This window comes from Rhodococcus sp. NPDC058505 (assembly GCF_042720095.1).
Taxonomy (GTDB): domain Bacteria; phylum Actinomycetota; class Actinomycetes; order Mycobacteriales; family Mycobacteriaceae; genus Rhodococcus_G.
On sequence record NZ_JBHXNB010000031.1, the window covers coordinates 1 to 16,148 of the forward strand.

The following is a 16,148-nucleotide window of genomic DNA, read 5'->3' on the forward strand; positions in this document are numbered from 1 at the left end:
CCGTGGGTGATGCCGTCGGATTCGAGGTAGTCGATGAGGGCGCGTTTGAGGACGGGGTTGTTGTGTCCGTAGTTGAGTGCGCCTGCGCCTGCGAAGAAATCGAGGTACTCGCGGCCGTCCTCGGCCCGCAGCCATGCTCCGCGGGCGGACTCGAACACGGTCGGCCAGGACCGGCTGTAGCTGCGGACCTCGGACTCGAGGGTGGTGAAAATGCTGGTGTTGATTGCGGTGGTCATCTATCGCGCTCCTTCGGTGCTCTCGTCCCCGACGACGTAGAGCTCTTCGGAATCATGCGTATCGGGAAAGTGACTGGGGGTGAACAGTTCTCGCTTCGTGATCGAGGTGTAGCGGTTGCGGGCCAACGCCGTGAACAACGCGATGGACGCGAAATTGTCCGGACTGATGGTCGTTTCGAGGCGGGTGACGCCCTGGTGGGCGAGGTGATCGAGGAGATTGCCGAGCATCGCGGCGGCGACCCCTCGTCCGCGGGCGTTCTCGTCGACGGCGACCTGCCACACGTACACGGTCTGCGGGTCGTCCGGTCGGACGAATCCGGTGACGAATCCGGCGACGTCACCGTCGACTTCGGCGATGGTGGAAGTGTCGTGGAAGTCCCGACACCACATGAGGTACGCATAGCTGGAGTTGAGGTCGAGCACGCGCGAGTCGCGGGCGATCTCCCACATCCTGGTTCCGTCCGCGATCGTCGGCCTGCGGCAGGCGACCGTCTCGTGCCTCGGGACGTCCATCGGTGTCGGCGGCTGAGGTGACAGGGTTGGGGTACTGCTCTCCGTTGCTGGGCTCATATGCAATCCGAACGTAACAACGGGAGCGTGACGGTTTCACCTCCTTCGTTCGAGACCGGTTGCGACACGACTGTTTCGATGCAGGTGAGACAGTGGTTGTGAGGTGTGTCACATTGCTGTATCGCCGGGGCGGTTTCCGGCGATATCCATTGCCCGCGAACGCGGATTCAGCTCACGCTCGCGAGTGCGAACGGGAGGACCCCGTCGGCCCCGGCGGACCGCAGTTCCCGTGCCGCAACCGTCAGGGTCCACCCCGTGTCGGTGACATCAGAGACCAGGAGGATCGGCCCCTCCACCGCGGCCAGGTCCGGCGCGGTCCATCCGCCCACCAGCCCGGCGACCCGATACGCCGAGTTCGCCGCCGACACCGGCGGGTGGCCGGGGGTGCGGTGCAGGACGCCCAGGTCGGTCAACCGGCCGACCTCGGCGAGCCGGGACGCGAGCGACGCCACCAGCTGCGGCCGGGTCTCGGACTCGAGCGCGACCACCGACGCCGGACGCACCTCCCAGTCCCAGGCGGCGAGGACCCGGATCGCGGCGTCGACGACGGCGTCCGGGATCGGGCCGTCGGGCGCGTCGAGCAGCGAACGCAACCGCGGGCCCCAGCCGAGGTCGGAGAGCCTGCCAATCACCCGCCCGGTCTCCGGTCCGTCGGTGATCTTCCCGGACAACGAGATTCCCAGTTTCGACAGACCGGTGGGCCACTGCTTGCGGGGCGCGAGGTCGACTCCGGGTCGGTCGAGACGGGCCCGCGTCCGGGTGACCGCGTCGTCATCCACGCTGGTGTCGACGGTGGCCCCGGTGCACGTGTCGCAGCGTCCGCACGGCGCGGGTGCGTCGGTGAGCAGCGGGTCGTCGAGTTGGCGGCGCAGAAACTCCATCCGACACATCGAGGTGCTCTGGTAGTCGATCATCGCCTGCTGCTCGGCCGTCCTGGCCTGCTCGAGCCGCTCGTAGCGCGGGGCGTCGTACTCCCACGGCTGGCCGGTGCCGATCCAGCCGCCGCGCACCCGGCGTACCGCCCCGTCGACGTCGAGGACCTTGAGCACCATCTCCAGCCGGGACCGGTTCAGCTCGACCAATGGCTCGAGCGCCTGCGTCGACTGCGGACGTTCCGGGTCGAGGACCGCAAGCACCCGGCGCACCACCGGCTCGCGAGGGAAGGCCACGGACGCAAAGTAGCTCCAGATCTGCCGGTCCTCATGTCCGGGCAACAGCACGACCTCGGCTCGGTCGGTGGACCGGCCTGCGCGGCCGACCTGCTGGTAGTACGAGATCGGCGACGAGGGAGCGCCGAGATGCACGACGAACCCGAGGTCCGGCTTGTCGAAGCCCATCCCGAGTGCCGACGTCGCGACCAGTGCCTTGACCCGGTTGCCGAGCAGGTCCGATTCGAGCTGCTCGCGTTCCGCGGTTTCGGTTTGCCCGGTGTATGCCGCGACCGCGTGCCCCTGCTCGGTAAGCAGCTCGGCGAGCTCCCGCGCCGCCGACACCGTGAGGGTGTAGATGATCCCGGAGCCGGGCAGCGAACTCAGGCGCTGCCCCAGCCATGCCGCACGCTTCGTCGCCTCGTCGATGCGAACCACCGACAGCGACAGCGACTCCCGCTCAAGGCCGCCGCGCAGCACCAGTGTCTCGGTGCCGCCGACACCGAGCTGCGCCGACACATCCGCGACCACCCGGTCGTTCGCGGTCGCGGTGGTGGCGAGCACCGGAATCCCGTCACCGAGTTCGGCGATCAGGGTGCGGATGCGGCGATAGTCCGGCCGGAAGTCGTGGCCCCAGTCGGAGACGCAGTGGGCCTCGTCGACGACCACCAGGCCCGCGTCCGCGGCGAGCGAGGGCAGCACCTGATCCCGGAAATCCGGGTTGTTCAGCCGCTCCGGGCTGACCAGCAGCACGTCCACCTCGCGGTCCGCGATGCGCTGGTGGATTTCGTCCCACTCGGTCATGTTCCCGGAGTTGATGGTCGCCGCGCGCACCCCGGCGCGCTGCGCCGAGTCGACCTGGTTGCGCATCAGCGCGAGCAGCGGCGACACGATCACCGTCGGGCCGTGACCCCTGGCCCGGAGCAGTTTCGCGGAGATGAAGTACACCGCGGACTTGCCCCAGCCGGTGCGCTGCACGACGAGGGCGCGCCGCCGGTGCACGACCAGCGCCTCGATGGCCAGCCACTGGTCGTCCCGCAGCCGGGCGGCGGGGCCCGCGAGTTCCCGCAGCAGGGCTTCGGCGTCGGCACGGAGATCGGTGGTCGCTGAGGTCATGCCGTCCATCGTGCCGGACGGGACCGACACGCTCGACCGGGCGAACCGGCTGGGGAATCGGCGGCGTGATCCGCGCGAACGCGGAACCGGCATGGTACGCCTGGACGATGAACCTGACCGCGCATCCCGTCCTCGCCGGATTCGACGCCATCGCCGACGATCTCGCCGACCTGTATCGGCACCTGCACGCGCACCCCGAACTGTCGCACGCCGAGCACCGCACCGCGGCCCTCGTCGCGGAGCGTCTCGCGGCGTCGGGCTATCAGGTGACCGGCGGCATCGGCGGAACCGGCGTGGTCGGGGTCCTGCGGCGCGGGGACGGCCCGGTGGTGCTGCTGCGTGCGGACATGGACGCCCTGCCCGTTCGGGAGGACACCGGCCTGGACTATGCGTCCACGGCGTCCGCGGTGACCGCGGCGGGGGAGACGGTGCCGGTGATGCACGCCTGCGGGCACGACATGCACGTCGCCTGCCTGCTCGGTGCCGCCGACCTCCTCGCCCGCGGGGGCGAACACTGGTCGGGGACGCTGATCGCGCTGTTCCAGCCTGCGGAGGAGCTCGGCGACGGTGCCCGCGCGATGATCGACGGCGGGCTGTACTCGGTGATCCCGGCGCCGTCGGTGGTGCTCGGACAGCACGTGATGCCCGGCCCGGTCGGCACCGTATTCGCCAGCCCGGGCACCGCGATGGCGGCCGCCAGCAGCGTGCAGATCAGGATGTTCGGACGCGGTGGGCACGGGTCGATGCCCGACCAGGCCATTGATCCGGTGGTGATGGGTGCGTCGACGGTGCTGCGGCTGCAAACCCTGGTCTCGCGGGAGGTGTCGCCCACCGACCCCGCCGTGGTCACCGTCGGGTCGTTCCAGTCCGGCACCAAGGAAAACGTCATCCCGGACGAGGCGGTGCTCAAGGTCAACACCCGCGCGTTCGAGACCCGTGTCGCCGAGCAGCTCACCGCCGGGATCACCCGGATCGCGAACGCCGAGGCGGACGCGTCCGGCGCACCGAAGCGGCCGGAGATCACCGAGTTGAACAGCTTTCCGCTCACCGTGAACGACCCCGACGCGACCGGCCGGACGCTCGGGGCGCTGCGCGGGCTGCTCGGCGACGACAAGGTGTTCGAGATCGGCCCGGTCGCGGGCAGCGAGGATGTCGGCGACCTGGCCACCGAACTCGGGATTCCGCTCGCCTACTGGTTCATCGGCGGATTCGAGACAACCGATGGAACGCCGCTGCCGTCCAACCACTCCCCGCGGTTCGCCCCGGTGATCCGCCCCACCCTGGACACCGGGGTTGCGGCGCTGGTGGCGGCCGCGCTGGAGTGGCTGGACTGACCTCGCGCCTCAGTCCGCGTACATCGCCTCGAACTCGGCGGCGAAGTTCGCGCAGACCACCGTCCGTTTGATCTTCAGCGTCGGGGTCAGCTCGCCGGTCTCCTGGGACAGGTCGCGGCGGGCGATGGTGAACTTCTTGACCTGTTCGGGGGGTGCGAGTGCCGCGTTCGCGGCGTCCACCGCCTGCCGGACGAGGTCGACGACGGACGGATGCTGCGCGAGGGCGGCGATCGTGTCCGGCAGGCCCTGTGCCTGCGCCCATGGCAGCACCGTTTCCGGGTCCAGGGTCACCAGCACCACCGGGTAGGGGCGGCGGTCGCCGTACATCACGGCCTGACTGATCCACGGCGACCGTTTGAGGTCGTTCTCCAGGTTCGCCGGGGTCAGGTTCTTGCCGCCGGAGGTGACGATGATGTCCTTCTTGCGGCCGATGATCGAGACGTAGCCGTCCCCGTCGATCGACGCGAGGTCGCCGGTGTGCAGCCATCCGTCGACGATCGCGCCGAACGACGCGTCCGCCATCTTGTAGTAGCCCTGGAAGATGTTCGCGCCCTTGAGGAGCAGTTCGCCGTCGTCGGCGATCCGCGCCTCGACGCCGGGCAGCGTGCGGCCGACGGTGCCGAACCAGTGGTGTCGGGTGGTGTTCACCGTTGCACCGGTGGAGGTCTCGGTCATCCCGAAGCCCTCCATCAGCGGGACGCCGCAGCCGTAGAAGAACTCCAGGATGTCCTTCGAGATCGGGGCCGCACCGGTGATCGCCAGGTCGAGGTTCCCGCCGAACAGCGCCCGCACGCCCTGGAATAGGGCGGACTCGGCGGCGTCGAACCCGGCCCGGAGATCGTCGGGGACCGGTTCGCCGGCCTGCTCCAGGTCGCGGACCCGGACGCCGAGCGCCGCGGCGGCGAGGATGCGGTCCCGTTCCTCGGCAGGCTTGGAACCGACCGCGAGGGTGTACACCTTCTCGAACACGCGTGGCACCGAGGGCAGGTGGGTGGGCCGGGTCTGCATCACCTCGGCGACGATCCGGGTGGTGTCACCGCCCCAATAGGCGATGATGCCGCCGCGGTCGAACGTGAGGAGCTGGAACAGCAGGGCGAACGCGTGCGCGAGCGGCAGGAACAGGTACAGGACCATGTCCTTGTCGGAGGTGTCACCCTCGAGTTCGTCGAGGGTGAGGTTCGCGGTCATGATCGCGCGGTAGTTGCCGTGCGTGAGCACGCAGCCCTTCGGCGGGCCGGTCGTCCCGGAGGTGTACATGAACACGTAGGGATCCGCAGGCTCGACGGCGGCCGCGCGGCGGCGGAGTTTCTCGGCGCCGGCGGCCCGGCCGCGGCGGCGGATCTCGTCGGCCCCGGTTGCGCCCTCCGCCGCACCGTCGAGGATCACGATCCACTCCAGTGCGGGAAGCCGGTCTCGGACGGCGGTGATCTGTGCGACCTGGTCGGCGTTCTCGCACACGATGCCGCGGGCCTCCGAGTTGCCCACCACCCACGCACACTCCTCGGCGGCGTTGGTGGGGTACACCGACACGTGGACGCCGCCTGCCGCGACGATCCCCAGGTGGGCGATCGACCAGTCGGGGCGGGTCGTGGCCAGGACCGCGACCCGGTCGCCAGCGTCGAGGCCGCGGTCGATCAGGCCCGCGCCGAAATCCGTCACCCGGTCGGCGAGGTCGCGGTAGCTGAACTGGTCCCACCGGTCCGGCGCGTCCTGCCATTGCGCGGCGGGTCGGTCGCCGTACGCGTCGGCGGCGCGGAACGCGAGGTCCGCGAGGGTGGGGCCCGCAACTGTTCGGTTCATCCGTGCTCCGTCCCGATCGGCGACCTGTGATCTGGCTCACTCGGGCCGCGGTGGGGCGATGCTATGCCACGCGAACTACTGGCGCGCCGGATTGGGGCCGGGGTGTCGCGCGAGCAGGTCGTCCACCTCGGCGGCGGTGGGGGAGGACGCGGCCGCGCCGGGGCGGGTGGTCGCCAGCGCGCCTGCCGCGACGGCGCGGCGCAGGGCCGTCGCGGGCCCGAGGTGCCAACAGGCCGCGAGCGTGCCCGCGAACGCGTCGCCCGCGCCGGTCGTGTCGGCGACGGCGACGGCGGGCGCTGCGGCGGGCACGGCGGCGCCGTCCGGTCCGCGCCAGCGGGCGCCGTGACCACCGAGGGTGGTGATCAGGTGCGGCACCCGGGCCAGGGCGGCGTCACCCAGCTGGACGGCCTCGGTCTCGTTGACGATCAGGACGTCGACGTTGTCGAGTAGGGCATCCGGAAGCTGCTGCGCCGGTGACGGATTCAGAAACACGGTGACTCCTGCGGCATGGGCGTTGGCGGCGCCGGCGGTGACCGTCGGCAGCGGGATCTCCAACTGGCACAGCAGCACGTCCGAGCCCGCGATCCGGTCGAGTTCCTCGTCGGTCAGCGCCTCCATGGCGGCGTTGGCGCCGGGAACGACGACGATCGAATTCTCACCCCCGGCGTCGACGGTGATCGCGGCGACGCCGCTCGGGCCCGACGCCTCCCGGAGCAGCGTCACATCGACCCCGCCCGCCTCAAGCGCGTCGCGGAGTTGCGGGGCGAAGGCATCGGTGCCCACCGCGCCGAGGAAGGCGACCCGTGCGCCTGCGCGCGCCGCGGCGATTGCCTGGTTGCCGCCCTTGCCGCCGGGGCCGGTCGTGAAGCCGGTGCCGAGCACCGTCTCGCCGCCCGCCGGGCGGGTCGGGGTGGTGGTGACGAGATCGATGTTGACGCTGCCGAGGACGGTCACACGCGGGGACATCGGCCCAGGGTAGGTCCCTGGCCGGTGCCTCCGCGCGGCGATCGCTCAGGTGTGGTCGGCCGGCACCGCACGGCGCGGCAGTCCGGACGTTGCCCGTGCGGTTCGTGTGCGGATGCGGCGCAGGATGATTCGCGCCTCGGACTCGGTCTCCACGGCGGGTGCGCAGCCCTCGAGTGGGCGGCGGGCGGTTTCCGGGATGAGGAGGACCGCCACCCCGCCGATCAGTGCAGCACCCATCATGTAGATCGGCGCAACCAGATTGCTCCCGGTCGCGCCCTCGAGCGCGGTGATCGCGAGCGGGGTGGTGCCGCCGAACAGCGACACCGCGAGGTTGTACGCGATCGCGAGCGCGCCGTACCGGACCCCGGTGGGAAATAGTGCGGGCAGGACCGACGGGAACACGCCGACGAACAGCAGCAGCAGCGCACCGAGCGTCGCGAGTCCGACGATCACCGGCAGGTAGCCACCCTGACCGATCAGCAGATAGGCGGGTAGTGACAGGGTGAAGAACCCGATGAAACCGATGAGCAGCAGCGGCTTTCGGCCCACCCGGTCGGAGAGGGCGCCGACCCGGGTGATCACGGCCATCATCGCGACCATCACCACGATCATCAGCAGCAGACCGTGTGTCTCGTCGTACCCGAGCGTGCTCGACAGGTAGGTCGGCATGTAGGTGAGCAGGCCGTAGTGCGCGATGTTGTAGGTCGCGACGAGCACGATGCACAGCACCATCGGGCGCCAACTGCCGGTCACGATCTCCCGCAGTTTCGCGAGCGCACTCACCTGCTCCGGCCGGTCGGTGGTGTCCGCGCGCGATTCCTCGAAGGCCCGGAAGGCGGGTGTCTCCTCCAGGCGCAGGCGCAGGTACAGCCCGATCAGGCCGAGCGGGCCCGCGATCAGGAACGGGATCCGCCACGCCCAGTCGACCAGCGCGTCGTCCGTGGTGAGCGCCTGGATCAGCGTCACCAGGGTGGCAGCGGCGACGTAGCCGACGAGGGTGCCGAGTTCGAGGAAGCTGGCGAAGTAGCCGCGCCGACGATCGGGCGCGTACTCGGCGACGAAGGTGCTGGCGCCGCCGTACTCGCCGCCGGTCGAAAAGCCCTGCAGCAGCCGGAACAGGACCAGCAGCACCGGGGCCGCGACGCCGATGGACGCATGGCTCGGGATCAACCCGATCGCGAACGTGCTGGCCGCCATCATGATGATCGTGGTCGCGAGCACCCGTTTGCGGCCGATCCGGTCCCCGAGTGGCCCGAAGAACAGGCCGCCGAGCGGTCGCACGATGAAGGCGGCGGCGAAGATCGCGAACGTGGACAGCAGCTGGGTGATGCCCCCGGCCTCCGGGAAGAACACCTTGCCGAGGGTGGCGGCGAGGTAGGCGTAGACGCCGAAGTCGAACCACTCCATGGCGTTGCCGAGCATCGTTGCCTTGACGGCCCGCTTGACGGCGGTCTCGTCGACGACGGTGACCTCGGTCGATGCGGCGATCTCGCTGCTGCTGATCTGGGCTTGTCGGGTCATGTGTGTGCGCTCCTCGGCGCAGGTGCCGCACCAGCGGGGCACGCACCTGATGCACGCATCTTTTCGTCGCCCGCTCGGCGGCGGCGCTGGTCGGGTGTCGGCGGCGCGCGGCCCTGTGGCTCACTCCGACCCCCGTCGGATGGCTCTGGCTCGCGGCACTGCTCCGAAACCGTTTCCGGTGCACCGTATGTCGGACGGGCGCATGGTTCGGAGCCACCAGCGCGGAACGAAGCAACGCTAACAATCGATCGTGCTGGTGTCGAACTCCGCGGTCTCCGGGCACGCCGCCGCCGACCCCGGCATCGGGCGATCGTTACCCTGTACCCATGACGGCCGTGAACGAGACTGCGCAGGTGACCGACGACATCCGGGAGGCGGTGCATGCGGCCGCGCGTCGGGCGCGCGTCGCGTCCCGCGCGTTGGCACTGCTGACCACGGCGCAGAAGGACGCGGCCCTGCATGCCGCCGCCGACGCCGTGCTCGCCGCCACCGACACCGTGCTCGTCGCGAACGCCGCCGATGTCGAGAACGCGCGCGCCGCGGGCACCGAGGAGTCCCTGATCGACCGGCTCCGGCTGACCGCCGACCGGATCGACGGCATCGCGTCCGGGCTCCGTCAGGTCGCGGGCCTCGCCGACCCGGTGGGGGAGGTCGTGCGCGGCAGCACCCTCCCCAACGGACTCGAGATCCGGCAGCTGCGGGTGCCGCTCGGCGTGGTCGGCATGGTCTACGAGGCCCGGCCCAACGTCACCGTCGACGCGTTCGGGCTGGCCCTCAAGTCCGGCAACGCGGCGCTGCTGCGCGGGTCGTCGTCGGCGAAGAATTCCAACGCCGCGCTGGTCGAGGTGCTCCGCGACGCGCTGACGGCCCAGGGTTTGCCCGCCGACGCCGTGCAGCTGCTGCCGAGTGAGGACCGCTCCTCGGTCACCCACCTGATCCAGGCCCGCGGTCTCGTCGACGTCGTCATCCCACGCGGCGGCGCCGGCCTGATCGGCGCCGTCGTCCGGGACGCCACCGTGCCCACCATCGAGACCGGTGTCGGCAACTGCCACGTCTACCTGCACGCGGCCGCGGACCTCGAGATGGCCGAGCGGATCGTCATCAACGCCAAGACGCGGCGGCCCAGCGTCTGCAACACCGCCGAGACGATCCTCGTCGACGCGGCGATCGCCGACGTCGCGGTCCCGCGGCTGCTGCAGGTGCTGCAGAGCAACAGCGTCACCGTGCACGGGGACCTGCCGGGCCTCGTCCCAGCCACCGACGCCGACTGGTCCGAGGAGTACCTGACCCTCGATGTCGCGCTCGCCGTCGTCGACGACCTGGACGCGGCCGTCGAGCACATCGACCGCTACGGCACCGGCCACACCGAGGCCATCGTCACCGCCGATCTGGCCGCGGCACGCGAGTTCACCGCCCGCGTCGACGCCGCAGCGGTGATGGTCAACGCGTCCACCGCGTTCACCGACGGCGAGCAGTTCGGGTTCGGGGCCGAGATCGGGATCTCCACCCAGAAGCTGCACGCCCGCGGACCGATGGGGTTGCCCGAACTCACCTCGACCAAGTGGGTGGTGTGGGGCGACGGCCACACCCGCCCCGCCTGACCTCTGCACGAAAGGCTCCCACCGTGGATCGAGCGCTCCCAGCAACCCCTCCCGTGTTCAGCAGCGTCGACGACGTCATCGCCCGCCTCGCCGAGACCGGGTATCTCGCCGACAGGGGCACCGCGACCGCGGTGTTCCTCGCCGACCGGCTGGGTAAGCCGCTGCTCATCGAGGGCCCGGCCGGTGTCGGGAAGACCGAACTGTCGCGGGCGGTGGCGCAGACCTCCGGCGCCGAACTGGTCCGCTTGCAGTGCTACGAGGGTGTCGACGAGGCGAGGGCGCTCTACGAGTGGAACCACGCCAAGCAGATTCTGCGGATCCAGTCCAGCGCGGAACACAGTTGGGAGGACACCCGGCAGGACGTGTTCGCGGAGGAGTTCCTGCTGTCCCGCCCGCTGCTCACCGCGATCCGGCGCGAGGACCCGACCGTGCTGCTGATCGACGAGGTCGACAAGGCCGACGTCGAGATCGAGGGCCTACTGCTCGAGGTGCTCAGCGACTTCGCGGTCACCGTCCCCGAACTGGGCACGATCACCGCCACCCGCAAGCCGTTCACCGTCCTCACCTCGAACGGCACCCGGGAGCTGTCCGAGGCGCTCAAGCGGCGCTGCCTGTTCCTGCACCTCGACTTCCCGGACGCCGACCTCGAACGGCGGATCCTCGCCAGCCGGGTCCCCGAACTGCCGGAGGCGGTCGCCGACCAGTTGGTGCGGACCATCCGCGTCCTGCGCGGCATGCAACTCAAGAAGCTGCCGTCCGTCGCGGAGACCATCGACTGGGGGCGTACCCTGCTCGCCCTCGGCATGGACACCCTCGACGACGACGCGATCCGCACCACGATGGGTGTCATCCTCAAACATCAGTCGGACCAGCAGCGGGCCGCGGCCGAGCTGCGGCTCAACTAGGCACCCCCGATGTCCGCCGCACCCGGACACCACCCGGCAGCGCCGTACGGGCTGCCCGGGCATCTCGTCGACTTCGTTGAGGCGCTGCGCACGCGCGGTATCGCCGTCGGCCCCTCGGAGACGGTCGACGCGGGCCGGGTGATGGCGGTGCTCGATCTCCTCGACCGGGAGGCGCTGCGGGAGGGTCTCGCCTGCGCGCTACTGCGCAGGCCCACCCACCGCGCGACCTACGATGCGCTGTTCGACCTGTGGTTCCCGGCGGGGCTCGGCGTTCGCACCAGCGGGGTGGATATCGACATTCCCCGCGGCGACAGCGGCGAGGTCGACTTCGAGGCGCTGCGGGAACTGATCGCGGGTCTGCTCGTCGACGGCTCGCCGGAGGCGCTCGCCCGGATCGAACTGCTCACCGCGCGGCTCGTCGAGCAACTCGGGCAGTACCAGTCCGCGAAGGGCCCGTCCTTCTCCGCCTACCAGGCGCTGCGGGACGTGGCGCCCGAGACGCTGGTCTCGCGGATCCTCGACGGGCTGCTCGGCAACGCCGACCGGTCCGAACGTGAGGCCGGCGACTACGCCACCGAGATCGCCCGCCGGACCGCGGCCCAGCGGGTCGCGGACTTCCGGAAGATGGTCGAGGTGGAAACGCGGCGCCGCTCCGCCGAACAACTCGGCAAGGAGCGGGTCGCGACCTACGGGGTGCCGAAACTCGCGGAGGAGGTCGACTTCCTGCGCGCGTCGGACACCGAGATGGTCACCCTGCGGCGCACCGTCACCCCGTTGGCCCGCAAGCTTGCCAGCCGGCTCGCCGCCCGCCGCAAACGGGCCCGCGCCGGCGCGATCGACCTGCGCAGGACGCTGCGGAAGTCGATGTCGACCGGCGGCGTCCCGATCGAGCTGGTGCTGCGCAAGCCGCGTCCTGCCCGCCCGGAACTGGTGGTGCTGTGCGATGTCTCCGGATCCGTCGCCGGGTTCTCGAACTTCACCCTGCTGTTGGTGCACGCGCTGCGGGAACAGTTCTCCCGGGTGCGGGTGTTCGCGTTCATCGACACCACCGACGAGGTCACCCGCTTCTTCGACGCGGGCGCCGATCTCGGCTCGTCGATGTCCCGGATGATCCGGGAGGCCGACCTGATCGCCTACGACGGGCACTCCGACTACGGCAACGCGATCGGCGTGTTCGCCGAACGCTACGCGCACACGCTGACCGGCAGGACGTCGCTGCTGATCCTCGGCGACGCCCGCAACAACTACCGGGACACCAACGTGGCCGCGCTCGGTCACCTGGCGACCGTCGCGAAACACACCCACTGGCTGAATCCCGAGCCGAGGGGGCAGTGGGGGCACGGCGACTCGGCGGCGCCGGTGTACGCCGACGTCGTTCCGATGCACGAATGCCGCAACGCGCAGCAACTCGCCGCGGTCGTGTCGGGACTGCTGCCGGTCTGACCTCCCCGGCTGCGAAGTAAGCTCGATTCCCGTGCGGAACGCTGACAATGCAGGCTCCCCTCGCCGTCGACTGGGGGTGATGGGTGGCACCTTCGATCCCATCCACCACGGGCATCTCGTCGCGGCGAGTGAGGTCGCCGACCGGTTCGGTCTCGACGAGGTGATCTTCGTCCCCACCGGCGACCCCTGGCAGAAGGCGGGCAAGGACGTCAGCGCCGCGGAGGACCGCTACCTGATGACGGTCATCGCGACCGCGTCCAACCCGAGCTTCTCGGTCAGCCGGGTGGACGTGGACCGGCACAAGGCCACCTACACCGTCGACACCCTCCGCGACCTGCGCGAGCAGCATCCCGACGCGGACCTCTACTTCATCACCGGCGCCGATGCGCTCGAGACGATCCTGTCCTGGCAGAATTGGGAGGAGATGTTCGAGCTGGCCAAGTTCGTCGGGGTCAGCAGGCCGGGCTACGAGCTCGGCGACGACCATCTCGCCGAACACCTCGCCGACCGCCCCGACGCGCTGACGCTCGTCGAGATCCCCGCGATGGCGATCTCGTCGACCGACTGTCGTCGGCGGGCGAGTGAGAACCGGCCCGTCTGGTACCTGGTACCGGACGGGGTGGTGCAGTACATCTCCAAGCGCAACCTGTATCGACCCCGGAACGCCCAACGCCTCGACGGCGCGGTCACCGTGTCGGGGCCGGCACCACACCAGAACACCAGCGACACCCAGAATCGGGAGAACACCTAAGTGAGCGCATCCGCCGAAGCCCTCGAGATGTCGCGGATCGCCGCGCTGGCCGCCGACGAGAAGCTGGCCAACGACGTGGTGGTGCTCGACGTGTCCGAGCAGCTCGTCATCACCGACTGCTTTGTCATCGCCTCCGCCTCCAACGAACGCCAGGTCAACTCGGTCGTGGAGAACATCGAGGACAAGCTGCGCGAGGCCGGGCACAAGCCGGTCCGCAAGGAGGGCACCAGGGAGGGCCGCTGGGCGCTGCTCGACTACGTCGACCTGGTGGTGCACGTCCAGCACGACGACGAGCGCAACTTCTACGGGCTCGAACGGCTGTGGAAGGACTGCCCGGTCGTGCCCGTCGACGGCATCGAGCCGCGGACGTCCGAGTGGGGCGCGGACTCCGACGGCGCCGTCGCGGACGAGTACGCCGCCGAGCTCGGCGAGCCGGAGTCCGGGAAGTGACCCAGGCGCCGACCCGGAATCCGGCCGCGGCCGCGCGGCAACTGATTCTGGTGCGGCACGGTCAGACCGAGTACAACGCGGGCGACCGGATGCAGGGGCAGCTGGACACCGACCTGTCCGAACGGGGTCGGGTGCAGGCCAAGGTCGCCGCCCGCGCGCTGGCCGACCGGCGCCCCACCGAGATCATCAGCTCCGATCTGCGTCGGGCGCTCGACACCGCGACCGCGCTCGGGGAGCACGCCGGTCTGCCGGTCGCGACCGATCCGCGGCTGCGGGAGACGCATCTCGGCGAGTGGCAGGGCCTGACCCATTCCCAGGTCGACGAGCGCGACCCCGGTGCCCGCGCCGCATGGCGGGTCGACGCCACCTGGGCACCGCCGGGCGGCGAGAGCCGCATCGACGTGGCCGACCGTGCGGTGCCGGTGGTCGAGGAGCTGCTCGCCACCCGCGCCGACTGGGCCGAGCGGCCGGTGGTGCTCGTCGCCCACGGCGGCCTGATCGCCGCACTCACCGCGGCCCTGCTGGATCTGCCGGTGGAGCGGTGGCCGGTGCTCGGTGGCCTCGGCAACACCGGCTGGGTGCAGCTCAGCGGTCACGGCGAACCCGACGCGGTGTCGTGGCGGCTGGACGTGTGGAACGCCTCGGCCGAGAACGCTGCGGTGGCCGGCGATGTCCTCTGACCTCGCCGCGGCGGCGGGCAGGCCGACGCTGCTGGTGATCGCGGACTCGCTGTCCTATTTCGGCCCCAAGGGCGGCCTTGCCGCCGATCACCCGCGAATCTGGCCGAACCTGGTCGCCGCCGAACTCGGGTGGGACGTCGAGCTCGTTGCGCGGATCGGCTGGACCAGTCGTGACGCCTACTGGGCACTGACCCAGGATCCCCGCGTGTGGGCGACCGTGCCGAGGGCAGGCGCCGTGGTGTTTGCGGTCGGTGGCATGGACTCGTTGCCGTCACCGCTGCCGACCGCACTGCGCGAGCAGCTGAGGTACGTGCGGCCACCCGCGCTGCGCCGCCGGGTCCGTACTGCCTATCAGTGGTTGCAGCCGCGGCTGTCGCCGCTCGGCTGGCCGGTCGCGCTGCCGCCGCGACTGAGCGTCGAGTACCTGGAGGAATGCCGCACCTCGCTGGAGTACATGCGGCCGGAGCTGCCGGTGATCGGGTGCCTGCCGTCGGTGCACCTGTGTGAGGCGTACGGGAAGGTGCACGCGGGCAGGCCCGCCGCGGTCCGGGCGCTGCAGGCGTGGGGCGCGGACACCGGCGTGCCGCTGGTCGACCTGGCGCAGGCGGTGCGGCCGAACATCTTCTCCGACGCCGCGAATCCCGATGGGATCCATTGGGGTTGGGACGGTCACCGCGCGGTGGCGGACGCGATGCTGCCGACGATCCGGGCCGCCGTCGCCGCGGCGTCCGTCGCCACCCGGTAGCGGCATGCCCGTCGTCGTCGTCACCGACTCCTCGGCCTGTCTGGCCCCGGATGTCGCCGCGGAACTGGGGATTCGGGTGGTTCCGCTGCACGTGCTCGTCGACGGCCAGGATCTCCGTGAGGGCGTCGACCCGATGCCGGACGACCTGTTCGTCGGCGCGGGGGTCACCACGTCCGGCGCGTCGCCGGGGGAATTGACCGAGGCGTACGGGCGGGCGCTCGCCGACAGCGGTGGCGATGGCGTCGTCGCCCTGCACATCTCGCGCCAGCTGTCCGGAACCTGGGAGGCGGGCAGGCAGGCGGCGCAGCAGCTGGGGGAGCGGGTTCGCATCGTCGATTCCCAATCCACCGCAATGGCATTGGGTTACGCGGTGCTGGCGGCGGCCCGGCTGGCAGCGACGGGGGCCGGGCTGCGCGCGGTGTACGAGCGGGCCGTCGAGGTCGCCGACCGGGGTCGGGTGCTGATCATGGTCGACCGGCTCGACCACCTGCGCCGCGGCGGTCGGATCGGGACGGCAGCGGCACTGCTCGGCACCGCCCTCGCGATGAAGCCGGTGCTGCATCTCGTCGACGGCAAGCTGGTGCTGCGGGAGAAGACCCGCACGGCTACGAAGGCGCTCGGCAAGCTTGTCGACGGTGCCGTCGACCTCGCCGAGGACGGCGACGTGGCGGTCGCGGTGCACCACGTCGGCGCCGCCGACCGTGCCGCCGAGGTCGCGGCGTCGCTGCGGTCGCGGCTGCCTGCGGCGAGCGAGTTCGCGGTCTCCGAACTGGGGCCGGTGGTCGCCAGCCATCTCGGTCCGGGCGCCGTCGGTGTCCTCGTGGTGCCCGGCGGGGCGGGGCTGATCCGCGACGGCGCCGAGCCCGACCCGGCCGAGTAGTC

At 70.8% G+C, this 16,148-nt stretch carries 15 protein-coding genes; 9 read left to right on the forward strand and 6 right to left on the reverse strand.

The window, feature by feature from the left end; translation table 11 throughout:
• The 3 genes from ACFWPA_RS17790 to ACFWPA_RS17800 all read right to left on the reverse strand — a co-directional run.
• A partial coding sequence (locus ACFWPA_RS17790; protein WP_378571278.1) for an aminotransferase class III-fold pyridoxal phosphate-dependent enzyme occupies positions 1-236 on the reverse strand: 236 nt, incomplete at its 3' end.
• The gene (ectA, locus tag ACFWPA_RS17795; protein WP_378506509.1) at positions 237-806 is read right to left on the reverse strand and encodes a diaminobutyrate acetyltransferase; all 570 of its coding nucleotides are present in this window, start codon (positions 804-806) and stop codon (positions 237-239) included.
• Positions 807-973: 167 nt separating this feature from the next.
• Positions 974-3,070 (reverse strand): RecQ family ATP-dependent DNA helicase, encoded by a 2,097-nt coding sequence (locus ACFWPA_RS17800; protein ID WP_378571280.1) that lies wholly within the window; start codon positions 3,068-3,070, stop codon positions 974-976.
• 107 nt (positions 3,071-3,177) lie between these two features.
• On the opposite strand from ACFWPA_RS17800, the gene ACFWPA_RS17805 reads away from it, so the two are divergent.
• Positions 3,178-4,404: an amidohydrolase gene (locus tag ACFWPA_RS17805; protein ID WP_378506511.1), complete on the forward strand. Its 1,227-nt coding sequence runs from the start codon at positions 3,178-3,180 to the stop codon at positions 4,402-4,404.
• 9 nt (positions 4,405-4,413) lie between these two features.
• Here ACFWPA_RS17805 and ACFWPA_RS17810 read toward each other — a convergent pair whose 3' ends face one another.
• From ACFWPA_RS17810 to ACFWPA_RS17820, 3 genes are all read right to left on the reverse strand, one after another.
• Positions 4,414-6,204 carry an AMP-dependent synthetase/ligase gene (locus ACFWPA_RS17810; protein ID WP_378571282.1) on the reverse strand — a complete coding sequence of 597 codons (1,791 nt, stop codon included), beginning with the start codon at positions 6,202-6,204 and terminating at the stop codon, positions 4,414-4,416.
• 75 nt (positions 6,205-6,279) lie between these two features.
• Positions 6,280-7,170 (reverse strand): ribokinase, encoded by an 891-nt coding sequence (locus ACFWPA_RS17815; protein ID WP_378571284.1) that lies wholly within the window; start codon positions 7,168-7,170, stop codon positions 6,280-6,282.
• Between the two features lie 45 nt (positions 7,171-7,215).
• Positions 7,216-8,691, reverse strand: coding sequence for an MFS transporter (locus ACFWPA_RS17820; protein ID WP_378506514.1), 1,476 nt, complete (start codon positions 8,689-8,691; stop codon positions 7,216-7,218).
• A gap of 326 nt (positions 8,692-9,017) precedes the next feature.
• Between ACFWPA_RS17820 and ACFWPA_RS17825 the strand changes: the two genes are divergently transcribed.
• The 8 genes from ACFWPA_RS17825 to ACFWPA_RS17860 all read left to right on the forward strand — a co-directional run bounded on the left by ACFWPA_RS17825 (position 9,018) and on the right by ACFWPA_RS17860 (position 16,146).
• Positions 9,018-10,292 carry a glutamate-5-semialdehyde dehydrogenase gene (locus tag ACFWPA_RS17825; protein WP_378506515.1) on the forward strand — a complete coding sequence of 425 codons (1,275 nt, stop codon included), beginning with the start codon at positions 9,018-9,020 and terminating at the stop codon, positions 10,290-10,292.
• Between the two features lie 23 nt (positions 10,293-10,315).
• Complete coding sequence (locus tag ACFWPA_RS17830; RefSeq protein ID WP_378506516.1) at positions 10,316-11,197, forward strand: AAA family ATPase; 882 nt, start codon at positions 10,316-10,318, stop codon at positions 11,195-11,197.
• A 9-nt stretch (positions 11,198-11,206) separates the two neighbouring features.
• Positions 11,207-12,640, forward strand: a complete 1,434-nt coding sequence (locus ACFWPA_RS17835; RefSeq protein WP_378506517.1) for a VWA domain-containing protein — start codon at positions 11,207-11,209, stop codon at positions 12,638-12,640.
• 31 nt (positions 12,641-12,671) lie between these two features.
• The gene (gene nadD, locus ACFWPA_RS17840) at positions 12,672-13,391 is read left to right on the forward strand and encodes a nicotinate-nucleotide adenylyltransferase (protein ID WP_378506518.1); all 720 of its coding nucleotides are present in this window, start codon (positions 12,672-12,674) and stop codon (positions 13,389-13,391) included.
• Positions 13,392-13,841 (forward strand): ribosome silencing factor, encoded by a 450-nt coding sequence (gene rsfS, locus ACFWPA_RS17845; RefSeq protein ID WP_378506519.1) that lies wholly within the window; start codon positions 13,392-13,394, stop codon positions 13,839-13,841.
• An 89-nt stretch (positions 13,842-13,930) separates the two neighbouring features.
• On the forward strand, positions 13,931-14,521 hold the full coding sequence (locus ACFWPA_RS17850) for a histidine phosphatase family protein (RefSeq protein WP_378506740.1): 591 nt from the start codon (positions 13,931-13,933) through the stop codon (positions 14,519-14,521).
• A complete protein-coding gene (octT, locus tag ACFWPA_RS17855) occupies positions 14,511-15,266 on the forward strand; it encodes a diglucosylglycerate octanoyltransferase (RefSeq protein WP_378506520.1) in 756 nt (251 codons plus the stop codon). The genes ACFWPA_RS17850 and octT overlap by 11 nt, the downstream gene beginning before the upstream one ends.
• Before the next feature lie 4 nt (positions 15,267-15,270).
• Positions 15,271-16,146: a DegV family protein gene (locus tag ACFWPA_RS17860; RefSeq protein ID WP_378506521.1), complete on the forward strand. Its 876-nt coding sequence runs from the start codon at positions 15,271-15,273 to the stop codon at positions 16,144-16,146.
• Positions 16,147-16,148: the final 2 nt, after the last annotated feature.